The following is a 19,081-nucleotide window of genomic DNA, read 5'->3' as shown; positions in this document are numbered from 1 at the left end:
TGAAACGCGCCCCTTATTCTCGCTGTATATCATATACTTTAAAGACATATCACATGGTTCCATTTCTAATCACTTTACTTTCTATATTAAGCTTTATTGGCTCTTTAATTCTACTGTTTATTCTACTATGCTATACTCATACTAACTAAGTATAATAAGGAGTGTATAAAATGAATGAACAACAAAAGATGCTAAATGGTGAAATATATAATGCCTATGATAAAGATTTAGTACTCTTAAGAAATAAAGCTAGGCATCTTACAAAACTATATAATAATACAGATCCCGAGGAAACAATCGAGCGAATAAATATTATTAAAAAACTACTTGGAGAAATAGGCGGGAATTTTGAAATAGAACCTCCCTTTCATTGTGATTATGGCACTAATATTGAAATTGGAGAAAATTTCTATGCGAATTTTAATTTTTTGGTTTTAGATGATGGACTTGTAAAAATTGGACATGATGTATTGTGTGCTCCTAATGTAAGCATATTTACTGCAACTCATTTAATTGATCCCAAATTAAGGCCCAAAAATGCTGATTATACAAAAGCTGTAACTATAGGTAATAATGTATGGATTGGTGGTGGCTCTATAATAAATCCCGGCGTAACTATTGGAGATAATAGCGTAATAGGTTCTGGTAGCGTGGTTACAAAAAATATTCCAGCTAATGTTATCGCTGTTGGAAATCCTTGTAGAATAATAAAAAATATTGATTAATTAATAAAAGTACCTAATATAGTACTAACAACTGTTGTATCAACATTTCATCTTTAAATTGAAATCCGATAATGAAATAAATTACAAGTAATATTAAAAATGCTCGATATTCAAAAAACTACTGAAATATATATTTCAGTAGTTCACTATCTGGCTTTTGCCAATTTTTTTATTCACATTCTTTTGTAACCTAAGTTCAACTTCTTCTTATCTAAACTGTAATTGCATATTATAATATTTTACACCCAATTGTGCAAATACTTCCACTTATAGTAGTTACTCCCACTTATAGAAGTGTGAGACTTTCCTTCTGAAATGTCGTTAAAAGTTTTTAGAAACGTAATTTATCATTAACATCCCCTATTTTAAAATTGCTAATACACCACCCTATGATAATTTATTATCCCGATTGGATAATCCCTCAGAATAATTGTTAGATTACTTTACTAAAAAAGCAAACTCACCCTCCACATTATCCTTTAATAAATTTGCGTTGATTTCTACTTGAACTCCTATTTTTCCGGCACTTACAATTATGGTATCTATTTCGAGAGCACTTTTATCAATAAATGTTTTATACTGTTTCTTCATACCTATAGGGGAACACCCCCCTCTAACATATCCTGTAACCTTTTGAAGATCCTTTAAATCTAACATTTCTATTCTCTTCTCGTTAGTTACTTTAGCTACTTTCTTAAAGTCCATTTCTTCTCTAACTGGAATTAATATAATATAAATATTTTTAGAAATTCCATGTGTCACTAAAGTTTTATAGACATACTTTTCATCTCTACCTATCTTATTTGCCACAGACACTCCATCTATTTTATCATCTTTGATATCATAAGTTATAACATTGTATTCTACATTCCCTTTATCTAAAATTCGCATAGCATTTGTTTTTATCATCATCTTCCCCTTTATTTAAATGGATTTACAATAAAAAGTTAGTTTCAAAGCTTCCCTTATTATATCCTCTTTTCTTACCTTATGCACTATTTACCTAATCACTATAGTATTTATCGGTCTATTTTACAATTATTAACTATAAATAACCCCTTTGCTATTGAAATTTTTACCAGTTGCTATATAATGATATTAACAAAGTAAATTAACTTAGATCGTCTACATTAAAGGGGGAAAAAACATGTCGGAAAAAGTAAAAAGTACTAAACATTTAACATTAGTGTCATTAGTTTTAATGATTTTTACTTCGGTTTATGGATTTAACAACATTCCCAGATCATTCTATAAAATGGGTTATGCTGCCATTCCTTGGTACATACTGTCTGGAATAACATTTTTTATTCCTTTTGCTTTCATGCTATCTGAGTTTGGTGCAGCTTTCAAGGATGAAAAAGGTGGAATCTACTCATGGATGGAAAAATCAGTGGGGGCTAAATTTGCTTTTATGGCAACGTTCATGTGGTATGCATCTTATGTAATTTGGATGGTTAACGTTGCCTCAGGAGTTTGGGTTCCAATATCGAATGCAATATTTGGAAAAGACACAACACAGACTTGGGCCTTATTTGGATTAACCGGGCCTAAAACTTTAGGAATACTTGGAATGCTTTGGATAATATTTGTTACATTTATATCAACTAAGGGATTAGATAAAATTAAAAAGGTAACATCACTAGGTGGCACTGCAGTTGCATTGTTAAACGTAGTATTATTAGTCGGATCTCTACTAGTCCTTATAGGAAATCATGGCCAGTTAGCTCAGCCAATAACTGGACTTAGTTCATTCATATCTTCACCAGATCCTGCTTATTCTGGAAATATGATTTCATCATTTGCTTTCGTAGTATTTGCTATATTTGCTTATGGTGGTATTGAAGTTGTAGGAGGACTAGTTGACGAAACAGAAAATGCTGAAAAAAACTTCCCTAAGGGTGTTGTTATTTCAGCAATTATTATCTCAGTTGGATACGCACTTGGACTATTCCTTGTTGGTATATTTACTAACTGGTCAACTGTTATGACTGGAAATGGCGTTCACTTAGGTAATGTTGGTTATGTAGTAATGAGTAACCTAGGGTATTCTCTTGGTAGTGCATTCGGTGCAAGCGAAGCAACATGTTTAGCTTTGGCGCATGGAGTAGCTAGATTCGTTGGGCTTTCAATGTTCTTAGCTTTAGCCGGTGCATTCTTTACATTAATGTTTTCTCCATTAAAGCAATTAATTGAAGGTACTCCAGCTAAATTATGGCCTGGGAAAATGGCAGAAATGAAAAATGGAATGCCTCAAAGGGCTATGTGGATTCAAGCTACAATAGTTTGTGTTATTATTGCTCTTGTATCCTTTGGTGGAGAGAATATGTCAGGTTTTTTCGTTGTGTTAGTAGCTATGACTAATGTAGCTATGACTCTTCCATACATGTTTATAGCTTTTGCTTTTACACCATTTAAGAAAAACAAAGATATTATTAAGCCTTTTGAAATATTCAAAACTGAAAGAAGTGCACTAATATGGACAATAGTTGTTATGTTCACTGTTGGATTTGCAAACTTCTTCTCAATAATACAACCAGCACTGGAAGGAAAATTGATCATAACGCTTCAGAGTATAGGTGGCCCAGTATTCTTTGGGGCTGTTGCCTGGTTTATGTATAGCCACTATGAAAAGAAATATTTAAATAAAAATATACCCTTTACAAATAAAAATTTTAAATAAGTCTATGCTGAATCAAAAAGATGATTTCTGTGTTGTGCACAGAAATCATTTTTTTTTACTTTTCACATTATATTATATAATTTTATTATTATTCCATTTACCTGATTTCATGTAGATTATACACATTACAAGTGATGCGAATGTTGCAAGAGGAGAAGCAAATCCAATTTCATATAGAGTCATACCTACTATTTTACTTAAAACAAAAGATAACGGTATACGAATGATAAATGTAGCAATTAAACTGTGAATCATTGGAAATAACGAATTACCACAACCACTAAAAAACGAGTTCATACAAAATACAAAGCATACCAAAATGCAATCGATGCTGTATGATTTAATATATAATGCAGCTGTTTCTATGACCGCTGTATCCCTAGAAAACAATGCTGTAAGCGATGTTGGATTCCATTGTGCATATGCATAACATATTATTCCTAATATTAATGAGCATCCCGTGCCTATATACAAACATTGTTTTGCTCTTTCCTTCTTTCCTGCCCCCATATTCTGAGCTGTCATTGATGCAATTGCTGAAGCAAATGCAATCGTTGGAAGCATTGTAAATACAATTATTTTTTCGACAACACCTACAGATGCAGAAGCAGTAAGTCCCATTACATTAATAACTGCTGTAATTATTATAAAAGAAATATTAATTAAACCATCCTGTAATGCTATTGGTAATCCTAGCTTAAATACCTTCTTTGCTTTTCCTGCTTCAATCCTAATATGACTACGATGAAACTCAAAGTTAAAACCTATCTTTTTTATATACAGCACCCCAATTATGAAGCTTATAGCTTGAGCAGCTATAGTAGCAATTGCAGCTCCTGGAGCCCCCATATGGAACCCACCCACTAATATTAAATCTACCATAATATTAGTTACGCAAGCTACCGCAATAAAGAATAATGGTGCTTTTGAATTGTCTAGCCCTCGCAGAATACCACTCAACGCATTGTACCCTATAATAAATGGAATACCACAAGAACAGATAAAAATATATTGTTTTGTGTATTCAAATGCCTCTGTTGGCGTATTCATTAAATTTGTAATAGTACCTGTCATTACCACCATAATTACAGTCAACACAGCTGCTATTATACCAAATGTACAAATGATAGTTCCAACTGACTCTGCAATATCTTTATATTTTTTTGCACCCAAATAGTTGCCAATTAAAATAGTACCTCCAGTTGTTAATCCAAGGATAACGCTTGTGATTGTCTGCATAATCTGGCTTCCTGTTGCCACAGCAGAAACTTGCGCCGAATTATCAAACTGTCCAACAACCAACAAATCAGCTGCACCATAGAGTGCTTGCAACAAGCTTGCTAATAGAAACGGAAATGCAAATTTTAAAAGCGTTGGGATAACCTTACCCTCTGTTAAAGTATTCTCTTGTTTCATAATAACCTTTCCTTCTGTTAAAATGTTCTGTTGTGTCATAATATGTGCCTCCTAAAATAAAAAAATGCTGGATAAGGCAGTTGGCTTTATCCAACCATCTTATCCAGCATATAATTATCTATATACCCTCCGATGAACAGTAGCAATCGTAACACATATGTTCAATATTGTCAAAAATAAAACAAAGACATTTTTACCTATTGACAATTGCTTTTACGAGTAATATACTAAGCAATAACAACTGAATACAACTTATCCAGAGCGGCAGAGGGACTGGCCCGATGATGCCCGACAACCAGCATTCTTAAGTGGAGTGCAATGGTGTCAATTCCATCAGATTATAAAATCTGAAAGATAAGGACGATAGCAAATTTTATAATACAATTTTATTGTTTATTAAAGTTAATCATGCTGCTTTCCTTATAGGAAAGCAGCTTTTTTTTATAAGATGCCTAATTACAAGGAGGATGCAAATGCCAATAAAAATACCTGACAATCTTCCAGCGTTTAAAACTTTAAATAAAGAGAACATTTTTACTATTACAGAAGACTGCGCATTTCACCAAGATATTCGGCCTTTAAAAATTGTGATTTTAAACCTTATGCCAACAAAAATCGATACTGAAACACAAATTTTAAGACTTCTTGGGAACTCTCCACTACAGATTGATATAGTTCTTCTTCACCCTGCAAGCCATGCATGTAAAAATATATCGCAGGAACATTTAATTAAATTTTATAACACTTTTGAAGAAATAAAGAATTCTAGATTTGATGGAATGATAATAACTGGAGCGCCAATTGAAAGTATTCCCTTTGAAGAAGTGGATTACTGGGAGGAGCTTAAAAAAATTATGGAATGGAGTGTTCACAATGTATACTCTACCTTGCATATTTGTTGGGGTGCTCAAGCAGGGCTTCATTATCATTACGGAGTGCAAAAACATAAACTTGATAGTAAAGTATTTGGAGTGTTTAAACATAAAATAACAAAGCAAAACGTTAAACTTTTGAGTGGATTTGATGATGAATTTTATGTTCCACATTCAAGACATACTGAAATAAGAAAAGTTGATATTGATAAAATAGATGAGCTTGAAATTTTATCAGAATCTGAGGAATCAGGCATTTACATTGTATCAGCAAAAAAGGGAAGACAAATTTTTATAACCGGGCATTCAGAGTATGATCCATTAACATTAAAAAATGAATATGACAGGGATATAGCAAACGGCTTAAATATAAATGTCCCCAAAAATTATTATCCAAAAGACGATCCATTAAAAATACCTATCGTAAAATGGAGAGGTCACTCAAGTTTGCTTTTTTTAAACTGGTTAAATTATTATGTTTATCAGGAGACACCTTACAATTTGGTGTACCTAGAATAATACATATAAAAGTTGGGCCCCTAGTAACTTAGGGACCCAACTCTAAATATTGAACTTTATTAAAATTTAATCTGTATTAGAAATACGTTTCTTAAATTCTTCCATGTCATGGAATGAACTTATATATACCCTATGTAAGGAAAGTATACCATCCTCTTTGGAAGACCATCTGCCGTCAGTACTAAAAGCCATTGTATACCCTGCTTCTCGTACAGCCTCAATTGAAGTTTTGCTGTATCCACCATAAGGGTAGGAAAAGAATTTTATTTGTTTATTTAATATTTTTTCCAAATCTTTTTTAGATTTAACTAAAGTTTCTAGTTGCTTATCCTTAGGCATCTCTTTTAAATTTTCATGCTTTACGGTATGACTCCCTATTTCCACTCCATATTTTTCCATTTCCACAAGCTGTTTCGAAGTCATATAGTTAGGACTTTTATCAATACTACCAGTAATAACAAAAATTGTTGCTTTAAAATTATACTTTTTCAAAACAGGGAACATATCCGTATAATTATCTTCATAACCATCATCAAAAGTAAGAACTATGGATTTTTCAGGTATTGGTATATCCTTAATAAGATATTCATATAAATTTGTAAGTGTAATAGTATAATAACCATTATCTTTTAAATATTTTAGTTGCTCCTCAAATCTTTTAACAGGAAGACGAATAGGATTATCTTTTTCGTAGTCAATTGAATGGTACATTAAAACTGGAACACTCTTTCCTGAAGCCTTCATAACAGCAGTCTTGTCAAAAGCGGGTATCGAAGAGGTTTGAGCGGGTTCAGCCGGTTTAATGGGTTCAACTGCAGTTGCTGGTTTAACTGGGGCAGTTTTTTTTATTGTAGCAATCTTCGATCTTGAACACCCCGAAAGAGACATTAAAATAACGAGTGTAAATATTAAAATTATTTTTTTTCTCATAATAACCTCCTTGTATGTATTTTTTCGGAAACACATATTATTTTTTAATCTTCATCATCTAATACAAAACCCCTTAATAATAAATTCCCTGAGTATTTTGTAACCCTAATGCTAAATTGATCACCTTACATTTATTAACTTTATACCATCCAGATTATAAAATCAATCTTTTCCGGTATTTTCTTTGTTTTATTATTTTCTTTTAATTCATAAATATCTAAAACAGGTTGTAAAATATAATATACTTCTATATAATTAAATTATAATAATAAAATATGTGCTAGGGGTGCCTAATGGCTGAGATATGAATATTTAATTCATTGACCCTTATACCTGATCTGGATAATACCAGCGGAGGAAAGCGGTTATGATGTATAAGTACATTAACTATATTCCTTTTTTGAATATAGTTTTTTTGTTTTTGCCATAATACTTCTGTAGCACAATACATGGAGGCTATAAAAATGACTTTTACCGAAAGAATCGCTGAAATTACAAAAACCCCCATTGCTCTTTTTGCACTATTAGGAGTTTTGTTATTAATCTATGCAGTTTTGAAAGTTAGGAAAATTAAATTTACTACGCAGATGATAACTTTAGTTGGTATATCTCTTGCATTATCTACTGTATTGCAGTTTATTACAATTATAAAATTACCACAAGGTGGTAGCATTACTGCTGGGAGCATGGTTCCAATCATACTTATATCCTTATTTTATGGTCCTGAAGTTGGGTTTTTAACAGGTTTTTTATTTGGAATTATTAATTTTTTAGTAGCACCCTTCGCACTCCATCCAGTGCAAGTACTATTTGATTATCCGCTTCCTTTTATGGCCATTGGAATAGTTGGTTACTTTAGATCACGTAATACTAAGGTCATACTTATTGGCGTAGTCGTAGCAATGCTAGCTAGATTTACATGCCATTTTATTTCTGGAGTAGTGTTCTTCGGAAGCTATGCTCCAAAAGGAACCTCTGTTTATTTATACTCCCTTTTATATAACGGTTCATACCTAAGTGTGGAAACCATTATTACCTGTGTAATTATTGGGCTTCTACCTTTAAAACGATTATCAAAGTTAGCTATAACCAAAGCTCTAAATTAACTCGAAATATATCTACTACCTACTTCACGTTTTTCTTCAACCAAAAGTTATACTAATACATTATTCTGTTCATCATGAAGTTTACTGTATTATATTTAATGCTACGTAATATTAATATTACGTAGCATTAAATATAATAACTTAGAAATTACTATCAATCATCTCTTAACTCTAGCCCACTAAAATGGGCAATTCTGTTAGATTACGTTTTAATCATTCTTTTAGATGAAAGAATACCCATAATACATAAACCAATTATAAAATAAAAAATATAATTATAATTCGCAAGGATATCCATTAGAAGTCCAGAAGCCAACACCCCGATAATGGCTCCTATACCATATGCCGTAAACACAACACCATAATTCTCACTATAATGTTTCGTTCCATACATATCAAGAGTTGAAGTAGGCGCTATAGCTAACCATCCTCCAAGATTAAACCAAAATATCGAAAACGCTATACTAAATAATACTAAACTGCCTTCATTTGCCACTAGCATTAATAATGCTGCGATAATAATTAGTGCGTAAGAAATTAGCATGGCGGTTTTAGACGAGTACTTATCCGTAATCAAGCCAAATATAGGTCTACCTATTCCATTAAAAACTGCAAATACGATCATTAATAAAGCTACTGTTTTTGGGGATAGCTTAATGAGTTCTACACCAACGTTACTTGTCATTCCAATTAACATTAGTCCAATCATTGATCCAATCATAAAATTTACATATAACCCTTTAAAGTTTTTTGATTTAATCATTTTAGCAGTATTCGTACCATTCATATGAATTTTTGTGCTTGCAGTTGTTTCAAGACTTTTACTTTCCACATCAGACGGATATCTAAATGGATACGAAAGCAAAGGTATTATTACCCCAAAAGATACACCTAATATTAGGAAAGCTTTTGTTATTCCATAACTTTCTATTAAATTTCTTGCAAGTGGAGCTGTTATAAGTGGTGACAACCCAAATCCTATTAATACAATGCCTACTACTAAGCCTTTTTTTTCTGGAAACCATTTTGCTACTACTGTCATCGGAGCTCCATATGCTATGCCTACGCCAGCGCCAATTATTACCCCATATGTTATAGTTAAAATGTATATATTTGGTGCATATGCAGATAATATCCATCCTAATGCTACAAGAAGTGCACCCATAGAAATAACCATTCTTGGACTGTATTTCTCTAAATATTTTCCAGTTATAAACATAAAAAATGAATAAGCTGCTAAAGAAACCATGTAAGGAAAGCCACTTTGAGTAGATCCTATATTAAAAGCCTTTTCAATTGGAATCCTAAAAACACTCCATGAGTATACAGTGCCTAAGCACATCATAATTATAATTCCCAAAATCACATATATCCACCTTTGCTTAAATTTCATATTATCATCCCCTTCGTTTTTTATAATACTCCTTTAAAATTAAAATCAATAAAAAAGCCAATAACAAAAACTCCTCACTCAGAGTTATTGTTATTGGCTTACCCCTTGACTGGTCATTGACCCTTCAGTGCGTCTTCCATGATTATTTTATTAATCGTTCTTCAATATCTTGGTCTACAATTATAGCTATAATTTTTTCACCTGTTTTGGTACTCACATCAGAATAAGTACTTACTATATTAACATCAATTATAGATTTTATAGTTTCTTCCAAATTTTCTCTTGCATTCTCAAACAAAGCAATATTCAGTCTTTTAATTAAATCGACGCCTTCCTTGCTTTGAGCCAAGCTTTTTTCTGATTTACTTAAAAATCCTTTAAGTCTTACTATTATTAAATCTTGAAATATGATTGTCCGAATTTTTTCTGGGCCTCTACCCATGTGTTCAATCTCAAATTTACTAATTGCTTCGCTTAATTTCGCTTCAATTTGTCCTTTTGTCATTGAGCTCCTCCATAAATCATCATAAATAGAATCAGAGTCTTGATATAATAAATAATTTTAGCATATCAATTGATAATTGTAAATAATAATATTTAAGGTTGTAGTTTGTTGTAGATTGCAATATAAAATGTCCGAAATTTTGAAGAAAAATATAATGTTAAGTTGTAATGGTTTTCTGTTCCATCATATTGGCAGATAAACCGTTGAAAATCCTTCTTGGATAATTGTTGATCCAGTGCTGTATTTGCATAATTTGTTTTTTAGAGAATGCTGAAATATCCACACCTTTTGGGATAAATCGTCGTATCATTTTATTGATATTTTCGTTTGTGCCTCGCTCCCATGAACTATATGGGTGAGCATAATACACTTTAGTTCTCTTTCGTTTATTTCTTACTGAGTTCTCAATACCCTCGAAATCAAGGTTCTCACAGCCGTTATCACAGGTGATTGTTTTAAATGTTTTTGAGAATAACATTCCCATTTTACGCTCCAATTTGTCCAATTCTTTCACGACAGCCGCCTGTGATTTAGATGGTATTTTAAAGACTAACTCCTTACGAGTTACTCTTTCACTTAACACCATTAAGACAGTTTTTGTACCCTGTTTGCCAACTACAGTGTCCATTTCCCAATGGCCTATCTCATCACGTGCAGCTACCGCTGCAGGTCTCTCCGATATGCTAGTTCCTTTGGTATTGTTATACGCTGATCTTATTTTTTTATAGTTTCTCTTTTTAGCATTCTTTTTAACAGGCAGATCTTTGTTACTTATATTTAAAAACAAATTATTATCCAAATAGTTATACACAGTTTTGAAGCAAATAGTTGTTTCAAATTGTAGATCTTTATTTGTGATATTTTGAATAGCTGCATACGGAGATTCGCCATCTATACCAATAGCTTTTTCTAAGTACCTCACCAATTTGTGATCTTTTCCTATTTTTAATGCAGGACCTTTAGCGGCACCTTGTTTGTCATGCTCTGACTGCCCAATTTCTGCGCTATATTCCATTCGAGTGGTTAAGTCACTATTCAATAGTTCTACAATTCCTTTAGCAATTTCACGCCTTATTGTACGTTCTGAACGCCCACCTATTTGCTCCGCAATACGAGTTGAATTAAGTCCCATTTTGTGTAAAGCTTCTAACTTTATGCGTTCCTCGTATGTTATGTGTTTACCTTTTCTGCTCTGTGTGATAAAATCTAATTGACTCATTTGAAATCCTCCCGTATATGTTGGTTTAGTCACTTAACATTATACAAGAGTATTTCTCTTGAGTCTTTATTTTTTGTTACTCTTCGGTCATTTCATTATACAACTTACCAAGGTTGTAGTTTGTTACTTTATCATCCTTTGCTAAGATTCAAATTTCCTAATCAAATTTATTTCCGCTCTAACAGGCGGTTTAGAATCACTTTTGCCTCGCACGTTCACTTTATCTTCGCAAATATTCAGTTCTCTTGCTATAATAGCCTTAACTCTAGGTTTACAAAAATTCCCTTGGCAAGTTCCCATTCCTGCTCTTGTACGTCTTTTAATCGCATCTATAGAGTTAATTGGTATATTTCTATGAAGCGCATCTATAATCTCTGCCTCTGTAACCTGCTCACATCTGCATATAATATTTTTTGATTTATCTTCATGATTAACTTCTCCATCAAAACTATTATCTTTTTTTACTATTATTCCTTTTCTATAAGGATTAAAAGTATTATTCTTCACAAGATTCATTCCTGAATTCTTAAGTATTTCTACCACCATCTCAGCAATTGCTGGCGATGATGTAAGCCCCGGAGAATCTATCCCAGCCACATTAATAAATCTTTTAACTCTGCTTTCCTCAATGATAAAATCCCCCGTACTGCTACTAGCTCTTATCCCTGAAAAAGTAGTTAATGCGCCTCTCACATTAAAATCAGGTATGGACTTTCTAGCCGCCATAATGACATCTTTTAAAGTTTCAGCGGTAGTTGACACATCATCTCCATTACTCACTTCTTCTGCATTAGGTCCTATCATAAAATTGCCATGATATGTGGTAGTTACTAATATCCCTTTCCCTTTATCTGTAGGCACTTGAAAAATAACAGTATTCACAAGGTGCCCTTGATCTTTTCCCATTAAAATATATTGGCCTCTCTTTGGTGTTATTTTAAAATCATCGATCCCTACCATGTTAGATATATTATCACTATGCAAACCCGCAGCATTTATAATATATCTTGCTTTAATATCCTCCTTGTTAGTATGTACAATAAACTTATCTTCTAATTTTTCTATAGATATTACTTCATTTTCAAGCTTAAGTTCAACGCCATTAGTTATAGCATTTTCTACTAACGCAATTGTAAATTCATAAGGAGACGCTACCCCTACGCTTTTAGCATATAGTGCTACCTTTACTTCACTATTTAAGTGTGGCTCTATTCCTTTTAGTCTCGCTCCTCTTATCACCTCTAAATCATTACAGTCTAATTTTAGACCATTTTCATAAAGCTCAGTAATTTTTTTCTCGTCACCTTCATTAAATCCAATCACTAAAGCTCCTGTTTGTCTGTATCCAAAATTTAATTCTTCCTCAAGACTTCTATACATTTTGTTTCCTTTTCCGCATAATCGCCCTTTTAATGTACCGTACTTTGCAGCATATCCACCATGAACTATTCCACTATTTGCTTTTGATGCTTTCGTTGCAACGTCATCTTCTTTTTCTAAAACGCCTATTTTTAGATTATATCTTGAAAGTTCCCTTGCTATCGCTGCACCTACTACTCCTGCTCCTATAATAATTACATCATACATAAATATCACCCCTCAACATATTATTAATATTTAAAACCTTTTAATATTTAATCTTTGTTAATATCTATTATAATATAATTATTTACATTATAATAGATATTTTCAATAAAATCGTTTTCTTATTTATTAGTTTTCGCCGTGTATGTTGTTTATAAAAATAAATGCGATGTAATTTTATAGTTGCTGAGCTATTAAATAAATTTTACTTAATGCGAGAACGCAAAAAGCATGTGTCAATTACTTTGACACATACCTTTACTGTATTTTATGATTATGGTTATGTTTAAATGTTAATTTGTTAATTTGTTAATTTGTAATATCAGAAACGGAAATCTCGCTTCCCTTCCTTAAGTTCTTTTAAATGCTCTATTGCAATTGTACGAACCTTTTCATTTTTTATATTAGGAATCTCATTTTCAATTACCATCTCGCCCTTTTTTTTGGTATCAAGTGAAGCATAATCCTCCAAATATTCTTTAAGTGTCATTAGTGCGTTCGGCTGACAACAGTTTCCAATTTGACCTGATTTTACAAGGCTCATGAAACGATCACCTGTACGCCCTTCTCTATAACAGGCGGTGCAAAAGCTTGGAATATACCCAAATTCCAAAAGCCAGTTTACAATTTCATCTAATTTACGAGTGTCAGTTACTTCAAATTGCTTCGAGTTATCTTCTTCAGTTTCTGTCTGCGCATATCCGCCAACGCTGGTGCATGAGCCTCCGCTTACCTGAGATATACCCAGTTCCAACACACGCTCACGTGTTATTTTCGATTCACGGGTTGATACAATCATGCCAGTGTATGGAACAGCGATACGAATAATAGCCACAATTTTTTCGAACATCTCATCCGAGATTGAATTTGAGAACGTATTTGGGTCAATATCATCAGCAGGGCATATTCGAGGAACACTAATTGTATGTGGACCCACACCCATGGCTGCCTCTAAATGCTCTGCATGCATGAGTAGTCCAACAAAGTCATAACGGTACATATTTAAACCGAATAAAACTCCGATCCCCACATCATCAATACCAGCCTCCATGGCACGATCCATAGCCTGCGTATGATATTCATAGTTGTGCTTTGGTCCTGTTGGGTGCAACTCCTCATAATTTTTTTTGTTATACGTTTCCTGGAAAAGTATGTAGGTACCGATACCCGCATCCTTAAGTTTCTTATATTCTTCCACTGTAGTTGCAGCAATATTGACATTGACACGGCGGATATCTCCATTTTTATGCTTAATACTATAAATGGTCTTTATACTTTCAAGGATATATTCAATTGGATTGTTCACAGGGTCTTCTCCTGATTCTAAAGCCAATCGCTTGTGTCCCATATCCTGAAGTGCTTTGACCTCTTGTGCTATTTCTTCTTGCGTAAGTTTTTTACGGGATATTGTTTTATTTTTAGCGTGATATGGACAATACACACAACCATTTACGCAATAGTTCGAAAGATATAGTGGAGCAAAAATAACAATACGATTGCCATAAAACTTCTGCTTAATCTCTTTTGCCAGTTTGAACATTTTTTCTTTTTCATCTTCCAAATCACATTCGAGAAGTACTGCAGCCTCCCTATGTGTTAGACCCTTACAGTCTTTTGCACGTTCTATCAGGCTATCAATTAGCTCACGATTCCTTTTATTTTCTCGAGCATAAGAAATGGTAGATAGAATTTCACCGTCATCAATAAACTCAGTTGCATTTTTAGACTTATTATCATACATAGCATAAACCCCTTTTTAATATTTATTATTTATAAATGGTCAAACTCTTATAGACCTTGATTTAATCATTCGTTTACTGCTTTGCTATAGGTGGCGCCTTGGAATAAATCGTTTTGGTGTTTACATTTGGTAGCATTCCAAGCTTACCTGACAGGGCACTGATAACATCATTCGGCGCATCCACAACGATACTTATTACCGAAATATGGCGTTTCAGATAGGGTACTCCCATTCTTCCTACTATGTATTCTCTATATTCGTGGAGAATAGAGTTAAGCTTTGGAGCAGCATCTGTGTTTTCAACGATAATTCCAATTAGAGCAATTCTTGTTTCCATTGGCAACCTCCTTTCTTTTAAACAATAAAAAAAACCCCTGCACCCGAAAAGGCACAAGGATAGTACGTCGAAACCAAAGGTACAACCAATAAAGATATGTTCTTTGGAGCATTCCAACTATTCTCTCGCCTTCTCATTCGGGACGAACCCTCGTGCATTCAGAACGATAACTTTGTTAATTTAAAATCAATCTAACCGTACCACTCCTGATAGTAAAAAGCAATACAACAATTTATTTACTTATTTTTAACTGCCCATCTGATTCCTTTTTCAATATATTCATTCCAAAAATCCCACGTATGGCTGCCAGGACTTTCTACATATGTTACATCTATATTTTCTGAAATTAAAAAATCACGGTATTTATGATTTACATCTAACAAAAAATCGTTTGTACCGCACGCCATATATATTTTAGGAATTAGAGCATTTTTCTTCTTCAACTTAATAATAAGTGCCTCTGGGTCTTTATCACTATCCAAAAGTTGATTCAGATCACCAAATACTCTAGTATAAAATTTATAGTCACGAACTTCGTCCTTAAAATCACTAGAAGCTCCAGCAATATTGTATGTAACTATAGCAGAAGATAATGCAATGATACGGCTAAAATTGTCAGAATATTTTAATCCATTTCGAATTGCTCCATATCCACCCATAGACAACCCACCTATAAATGTATCTTCCCTTTTCCTTGATAACGGAAATATCCTGCGTGTAAATTCCACTAAATCATTTCCAACGAGCTCACCAAACAATTCGCCTTTATCAACATCGTCTAAATAAAAATTATTTTCTCCAGAGGGCATAAACACTGCGATATTGTGTCTTAAAGATAGTTCCTCAATTTTACTACTACAAACCCAATCAGTGTAATTTCCAGTTAACCCATGCAAGAGATACAGCGCTTTCATTGGTTTTTTCTTAATTATTTCTTCCTCCTGTATTTCTATTGTATCAATTGGTATAAGAGCATTGAAAGTAACATCTCTTTTTAAGGCTTTTGAAGCAAAGTTCACTTGTAAAAATGCCATTTTTTATCCCCTCCTCTAAAGTATTTTTAGTATTAGTATAATACTATATACACTATATTTCGAATAGTTTAAAATAGAGGAATGAATGTAATGACGTTTTCCTCTACTTTTTTATCTTAAGCGTAATAATGAAAGTCTACCACTAATTCAGTATGACAGTCCCTCTATTTTTATTTAGTATTTTTACTAAATAAAAATATAAAAACTGGTATTTGTGCAATTATAATCATTATCAATGGTATCATCATTGATAAATAATACTTTAATTATAAAAGTATTATTTATCAATGCAGCTAATAATATGAAAGACTGCATTACGATGTAGCTTACAAGTTTCATTTTCTTAGTCATAAATCCTCCTTAAAAACTTAATTTAGTGCAAGAGCAACTAACTAATCATTTGACATTGTGAATTAATATTTAAATTAGACTCTGTAAGTGCTTATTTTAAGTGGATAGAATACCTTGGCCTTTTACCATATAAGTTTTGGCTGATTTATTTGCCCATACCAAAAACATTACTAAAAGTACTGTAACTAGCGCAATTATGTATATCATGAATTTGGGAGGATTTTTATCATAAAGAACCCTACTGTCAGTTAATTCGTTTAGATTATATACCTTCAAGGTCATCTACTCCTTGTTTTAGCTCCATAAATACATCTGCCACAATTCCTTCTTCATTTTTACCTACGAGAACCGTGTAGCTGTCTCCTTTTAAATTACTTTATATGGTTTTTTGAATATATATATAAGCGCTGCACTAATAATTGTAAGAATCAACACTACTATAAACAACGTATTCATTATGTATAATATTACTGCTGAAAATAATGCTAAGGCAATATCCATAATTAGTGACAATGTTTGGAATCGTCCAAGTTTTTTTGTTCCTATTCTTTTTAAAGTTGCACGAGTTTCCTGCTTAAGTTTACTTCTACCTAATTCACATTAAATCTCCCATTTTTGATTAGCTTCCGCGTGCCCGGTACGACAAAAAAAACACTGAAGTATATTTGCTCACTTCCGTGTTTTTCCATTTTTCCACTGGCTACTGCTATTTTTTGTTTCTTTTTTTATATTTAATTTTATACCTAATTTTACATCTAATAAATCGGCATCAAATGTACTCTTTTCGCCTTGCTAATCGTCCATTCCCATATACTAGGTGTCTGACGCAACCCCATTCCATTAAATGTATGAAGATCGAATCTGTTTAATGGTCGCTAAGACTTACAAATATAATAAAATTTTAAAATAATTCCATCCCTACGAATATATGCTTTGACGTCCAACCCAGTCATTCAAGACCCCTTATCACGTCAGCTGTAGTTATTATAACTACAAAATTACTAACAAATAAACATTTGAATTGCCTACTGCGGATTCCATATCCCACAAACATATTTTTAAGTATAATCAATTATTCCATTTAAAACTAACCATTAATAATCTATCTTTCCAAATTGTTTTGTATGACATATTATTGACTATATTATCTTTATAAAAATCAACATCAGCTCTTTTACTAAATATAAAAAACATATCAGTATTTTTTTGATCCCTTTTAAGAAATATAATATTTATATCTTTGCTTTTATTCATTAATATTTCATTACAATTTAAAAACTCTATAATACTATTAATATCTATCTTTCCTTTCAAAAACCAACTACTTCCAATCATAAAAGGTATAGCTTTTGTTTCTGCCAATATATTATAGAGTTCAAAATTATATTTATCAAATAAGTAATAAAACCATATAACTATATTTAAACATTCTATTCCAAACATAGTGTAAAATAATTGTTCATTTCCTATAATTGTATAATCAATTATTATACTTAATATTAATACACAATTTGCAATAATTAAAGTCAATTTCATTCTATAATTATAGTAAATTTTCAAAATGTAATACAATAATATTGCTATACCAGCAATTATAAAATAAGTAATTATATTCATAGATGGCCTCCTCTCGCTAATTACTGAATTTTAACAAATTATATAACATTGTTAAAGTTTAGTAATTTAAACATAGATTATATCAAATCAATCAATTAACTTATTTATACCACATTTAAAAACTAAGTGTTAAAGAACTATTTGTAAAATATATAGTTGCAATAGCTATTGATGCAGCGGCTATTGCACCATCTATGGATGTTCCCAACTCTTTATTAAATGTGTGATAATAGAATTATCTTGTTTATACTCTTTTATTCATTTTTTTATGATATATAGGAGCAATCCTGCTACAATCGCCATTATTTGTATAAATGCATCCTTTATTTTGACATAAGTGATCTATCATATTTACTTCTTACAAAAAGACATATAACCCAATAAACAGTATAAATTACTGCATATAACCCAATCAGAGTAGCAATCATGTCTTTACTAAAATCAACATTTGTTGAATAAAAACCCAAACGTCCACTAGAAACCATTACGTTTACTAATTGATTTATTTGAAATGTATCTTTCCCTTTTTTAAGGTTTTTATTATACCTAAAAACGTCTATTCCCAACCAAATCATATATGGTATAACTGAATAAATTAAAATGCCCATAACAAAAACTCCTCAAAAATATTTTTTCCTTTAGTTTACGCTAAATAAAGCGACGGATTAGTAGTAGTTGTTATTGTAAATCTGCCTTTCCTACCCATGTTCCATAAAGCTACCTCTCCAGAACTTGCCATCTGAGAACTAACAAGAGCCTAAAATAGCTAATTAAGTTTTATTCCAATCTGTTCCATATAATATTTCATATAAGTTATTTTTTCATACTTAACTCTTGTCTCTGTAATCATACCTAAAGTAATGTTAACCTTTTCTCCTTTTTTATCAGCAAGGTATGTTTTATCAAGTTTTACTTTGACCTTGAAGTATACGCAGCTTTTACTTCCTTACCTTCTAATGCACTTACATCTACTATTGAACCAGATGCAGCAGCCATAATCTGCGACTTATTTTCTATAATTACTATTCCTTGAATTTCTACCATCCATTACC

The 19,081-nt window shown here is 32.2% G+C and carries 18 protein-coding genes and 2 riboswitches; of the genes, 4 read left to right on the top strand and 14 right to left on the bottom strand.

The genetic code is table 11. The features are described 5' to 3' along the window. The first annotated feature begins 170 nt into the window (after positions 1–170). On the top strand, positions 171–725 hold the full coding sequence (locus ACWJKS_RS02775) for a sugar O-acetyltransferase (RefSeq protein ID WP_220286748.1): 555 nt from the start codon (positions 171–173) through the stop codon (positions 723–725). Between the two features lie 438 nt (positions 726–1,163). On the opposite strand, the gene ybaK is transcribed toward ACWJKS_RS02775, so the two are convergent. Continuing rightward, complete coding sequence (ybaK, locus tag ACWJKS_RS02770; RefSeq protein WP_220320269.1) at positions 1,164–1,634, bottom strand: Cys-tRNA(Pro) deacylase; 471 nt, start codon at positions 1,632–1,634, stop codon at positions 1,164–1,166. Positions 1,635–1,872: 238 nt separating this feature from the next. On the opposite strand from ybaK, the gene yjeM reads away from it, so the two are divergent. Beyond that, entirely contained in the window at positions 1,873–3,405 is a 1,533-nt protein-coding gene (gene yjeM, locus ACWJKS_RS02765) for a glutamate/gamma-aminobutyrate family transporter YjeM (protein WP_462960373.1), read from the top strand. Positions 3,406–3,477: 72 nt separating this feature from the next. On the opposite strand, the gene ACWJKS_RS02760 is transcribed toward yjeM, so the two are convergent. Further along, positions 3,478–4,860 (bottom strand): MATE family efflux transporter, encoded by a 1,383-nt coding sequence (locus ACWJKS_RS02760; protein WP_462960372.1) that lies wholly within the window; start codon positions 4,858–4,860, stop codon positions 3,478–3,480. Positions 4,861–5,070: 210 nt separating this feature from the next. Beyond that, positions 5,071–5,182: riboswitch (SAM riboswitch) on the top strand. Between the two features lie 112 nt (positions 5,183–5,294). Between ACWJKS_RS02760 and metA the strand changes: the two genes are divergently transcribed. Next, positions 5,295–6,212, top strand: a complete 918-nt coding sequence (metA, locus tag ACWJKS_RS02755; protein WP_220286750.1) for a homoserine O-acetyltransferase MetA — start codon at positions 5,295–5,297, stop codon at positions 6,210–6,212. Between the two features lie 66 nt (positions 6,213–6,278). Here metA and ACWJKS_RS02750 read toward each other — a convergent pair whose 3' ends face one another. Next, positions 6,279–7,142, bottom strand: a complete 864-nt coding sequence (locus ACWJKS_RS02750; RefSeq protein WP_462960371.1) for a polysaccharide deacetylase family protein — start codon at positions 7,140–7,142, stop codon at positions 6,279–6,281. A 272-nt stretch (positions 7,143–7,414) separates the two neighbouring features. Further along, positions 7,415–7,519, top strand: a riboswitch (TPP riboswitch). 87 nt (positions 7,520–7,606) lie between these two features. On the opposite strand from ACWJKS_RS02750, the gene thiT reads away from it, so the two are divergent. Next, a complete protein-coding gene (gene thiT, locus ACWJKS_RS02745; protein ID WP_216303187.1) occupies positions 7,607–8,248 on the top strand; it encodes an energy-coupled thiamine transporter ThiT in 642 nt (213 codons plus the stop codon). Between the two features lie 202 nt (positions 8,249–8,450). Here the strand turns inward: thiT and ACWJKS_RS02740 are convergent, their stop codons facing one another. The 11 genes from ACWJKS_RS02740 to ACWJKS_RS02690 all read right to left on the bottom strand — a co-directional run bounded on the left by ACWJKS_RS02740 (position 8,451) and on the right by ACWJKS_RS02690 (position 19,073). Further along, on the bottom strand, positions 8,451–9,641 hold the full coding sequence (locus ACWJKS_RS02740) for an L-lactate MFS transporter (RefSeq protein WP_220286752.1): 1,191 nt from the start codon (positions 9,639–9,641) through the stop codon (positions 8,451–8,453). A 142-nt stretch (positions 9,642–9,783) separates the two neighbouring features. Continuing rightward, on the bottom strand, positions 9,784–10,146 hold the full coding sequence (locus ACWJKS_RS02735; RefSeq protein ID WP_220286753.1) for a Na-translocating system protein MpsC family protein: 363 nt from the start codon (positions 10,144–10,146) through the stop codon (positions 9,784–9,786). 157 nt (positions 10,147–10,303) lie between these two features. Then, positions 10,304–11,365: an IS30 family transposase gene (locus ACWJKS_RS02730; protein WP_462959495.1), complete on the bottom strand. Its 1,062-nt coding sequence runs from the start codon at positions 11,363–11,365 to the stop codon at positions 10,304–10,306. Positions 11,366–11,506: 141 nt separating this feature from the next. Further along, positions 11,507–12,952 carry an FAD-dependent oxidoreductase gene (locus ACWJKS_RS02725; protein WP_462960370.1) on the bottom strand — a complete coding sequence of 482 codons (1,446 nt, stop codon included), beginning with the start codon at positions 12,950–12,952 and terminating at the stop codon, positions 11,507–11,509. Between the two features lie 319 nt (positions 12,953–13,271). Further along, complete coding sequence (gene hydG, locus ACWJKS_RS02720) at positions 13,272–14,690, bottom strand: [FeFe] hydrogenase H-cluster radical SAM maturase HydG (protein ID WP_220286755.1); 1,419 nt, start codon at positions 14,688–14,690, stop codon at positions 13,272–13,274. A 73-nt stretch (positions 14,691–14,763) separates the two neighbouring features. Continuing rightward, entirely contained in the window at positions 14,764–15,027 is a 264-nt protein-coding gene (locus ACWJKS_RS02715; protein ID WP_216303192.1) for a TM1266 family iron-only hydrogenase system putative regulator, read from the bottom strand. A 236-nt stretch (positions 15,028–15,263) separates the two neighbouring features. Then, positions 15,264–16,061, bottom strand: a complete 798-nt coding sequence (locus ACWJKS_RS02710; RefSeq protein WP_462960369.1) for an alpha/beta hydrolase — start codon at positions 16,059–16,061, stop codon at positions 15,264–15,266. A 186-nt stretch (positions 16,062–16,247) separates the two neighbouring features. Continuing rightward, positions 16,248–16,412 (bottom strand): hypothetical protein, encoded by a 165-nt coding sequence (locus ACWJKS_RS02705; protein ID WP_462960368.1) that lies wholly within the window; start codon positions 16,410–16,412, stop codon positions 16,248–16,250. A gap of 1,068 nt (positions 16,413–17,480) precedes the next feature. Further along, the gene (locus tag ACWJKS_RS02700) at positions 17,481–18,029 is read right to left on the bottom strand and encodes a hypothetical protein (protein WP_462960367.1); all 549 of its coding nucleotides are present in this window, start codon (positions 18,027–18,029) and stop codon (positions 17,481–17,483) included. 323 nt (positions 18,030–18,352) lie between these two features. Continuing rightward, positions 18,353–18,637: a hypothetical protein gene (locus tag ACWJKS_RS02695; RefSeq protein ID WP_462960366.1), complete on the bottom strand. Its 285-nt coding sequence runs from the start codon at positions 18,635–18,637 to the stop codon at positions 18,353–18,355. 301 nt (positions 18,638–18,938) lie between these two features. Next, positions 18,939–19,073: a hypothetical protein gene (locus ACWJKS_RS02690; protein ID WP_462960365.1), complete on the bottom strand. Its 135-nt coding sequence runs from the start codon at positions 19,071–19,073 to the stop codon at positions 18,939–18,941. Positions 19,074–19,081: the final 8 nt, after the last annotated feature.

The sequence above is a fragment of the Clostridium sp. CM038 genome, assembly GCF_055081105.1.
The sequence above is the reverse complement of the archived record's forward strand: the minus strand, read 5'-3'. Positions and strand labels throughout refer to the sequence as shown.

Coding starts and splice junctions, on each gene's coding strand:
- ACWJKS_RS02775 (WP_220286748.1), top strand. CDS start 171: ATGAATGAACAACAAAAGATGCTAAATGGTGAAATATATAATGCCTAT.
- ybaK (WP_220320269.1), bottom strand. CDS start 1,634: ATGATAAAAACAAATGCTATGCGAATTTTAGATAAAGGGAATGTAGAA.
- yjeM (WP_462960373.1), top strand. CDS start 1,873: ATGTCGGAAAAAGTAAAAAGTACTAAACATTTAACATTAGTGTCATTA.
- ACWJKS_RS02760 (WP_462960372.1), bottom strand. CDS start 4,860: ATGACACAACAGAACATTTTAACAGAAGGAAAGGTTATTATGAAACAA.
- metA (WP_220286750.1), top strand. CDS start 5,295: ATGCCAATAAAAATACCTGACAATCTTCCAGCGTTTAAAACTTTAAAT.
- ACWJKS_RS02750 (WP_462960371.1), bottom strand. CDS start 7,142: ATGAGAAAAAAAATAATTTTAATATTTACACTCGTTATTTTAATGTCT.
- thiT (WP_216303187.1), top strand. CDS start 7,607: ATGACTTTTACCGAAAGAATCGCTGAAATTACAAAAACCCCCATTGCT.
- ACWJKS_RS02740 (WP_220286752.1), bottom strand. CDS start 9,641: ATGAAATTTAAGCAAAGGTGGATATATGTGATTTTGGGAATTATAATT.
- ACWJKS_RS02735 (WP_220286753.1), bottom strand. CDS start 10,146: ATGACAAAAGGACAAATTGAAGCGAAATTAAGCGAAGCAATTAGTAAA.
- ACWJKS_RS02730 (WP_462959495.1), bottom strand. CDS start 11,365: ATGAGTCAATTAGATTTTATCACACAGAGCAGAAAAGGTAAACACATA.
- ACWJKS_RS02725 (WP_462960370.1), bottom strand. CDS start 12,952: ATGTATGATGTAATTATTATAGGAGCAGGAGTAGTAGGTGCAGCGATA.
- hydG (WP_220286755.1), bottom strand. CDS start 14,690: ATGTATGATAATAAGTCTAAAAATGCAACTGAGTTTATTGATGACGGT.
- ACWJKS_RS02715 (WP_216303192.1), bottom strand. CDS start 15,027: ATGGAAACAAGAATTGCTCTAATTGGAATTATCGTTGAAAACACAGAT.
- ACWJKS_RS02710 (WP_462960369.1), bottom strand. CDS start 16,061: ATGGCATTTTTACAAGTGAACTTTGCTTCAAAAGCCTTAAAAAGAGAT.
- ACWJKS_RS02705 (WP_462960368.1), bottom strand. CDS start 16,412: ATGACTAAGAAAATGAAACTTGTAAGCTACATCGTAATGCAGTCTTTC.
- ACWJKS_RS02700 (WP_462960367.1), bottom strand. CDS start 18,029: ATGAATATAATTACTTATTTTATAATTGCTGGTATAGCAATATTATTG.
- ACWJKS_RS02695 (WP_462960366.1), bottom strand. CDS start 18,637: ATGGGCATTTTAATTTATTCAGTTATACCATATATGATTTGGTTGGGA.
- ACWJKS_RS02690 (WP_462960365.1), bottom strand. CDS start 19,073: ATGGTAGAAATTCAAGGAATAGTAATTATAGAAAATAAGTCGCAGATT.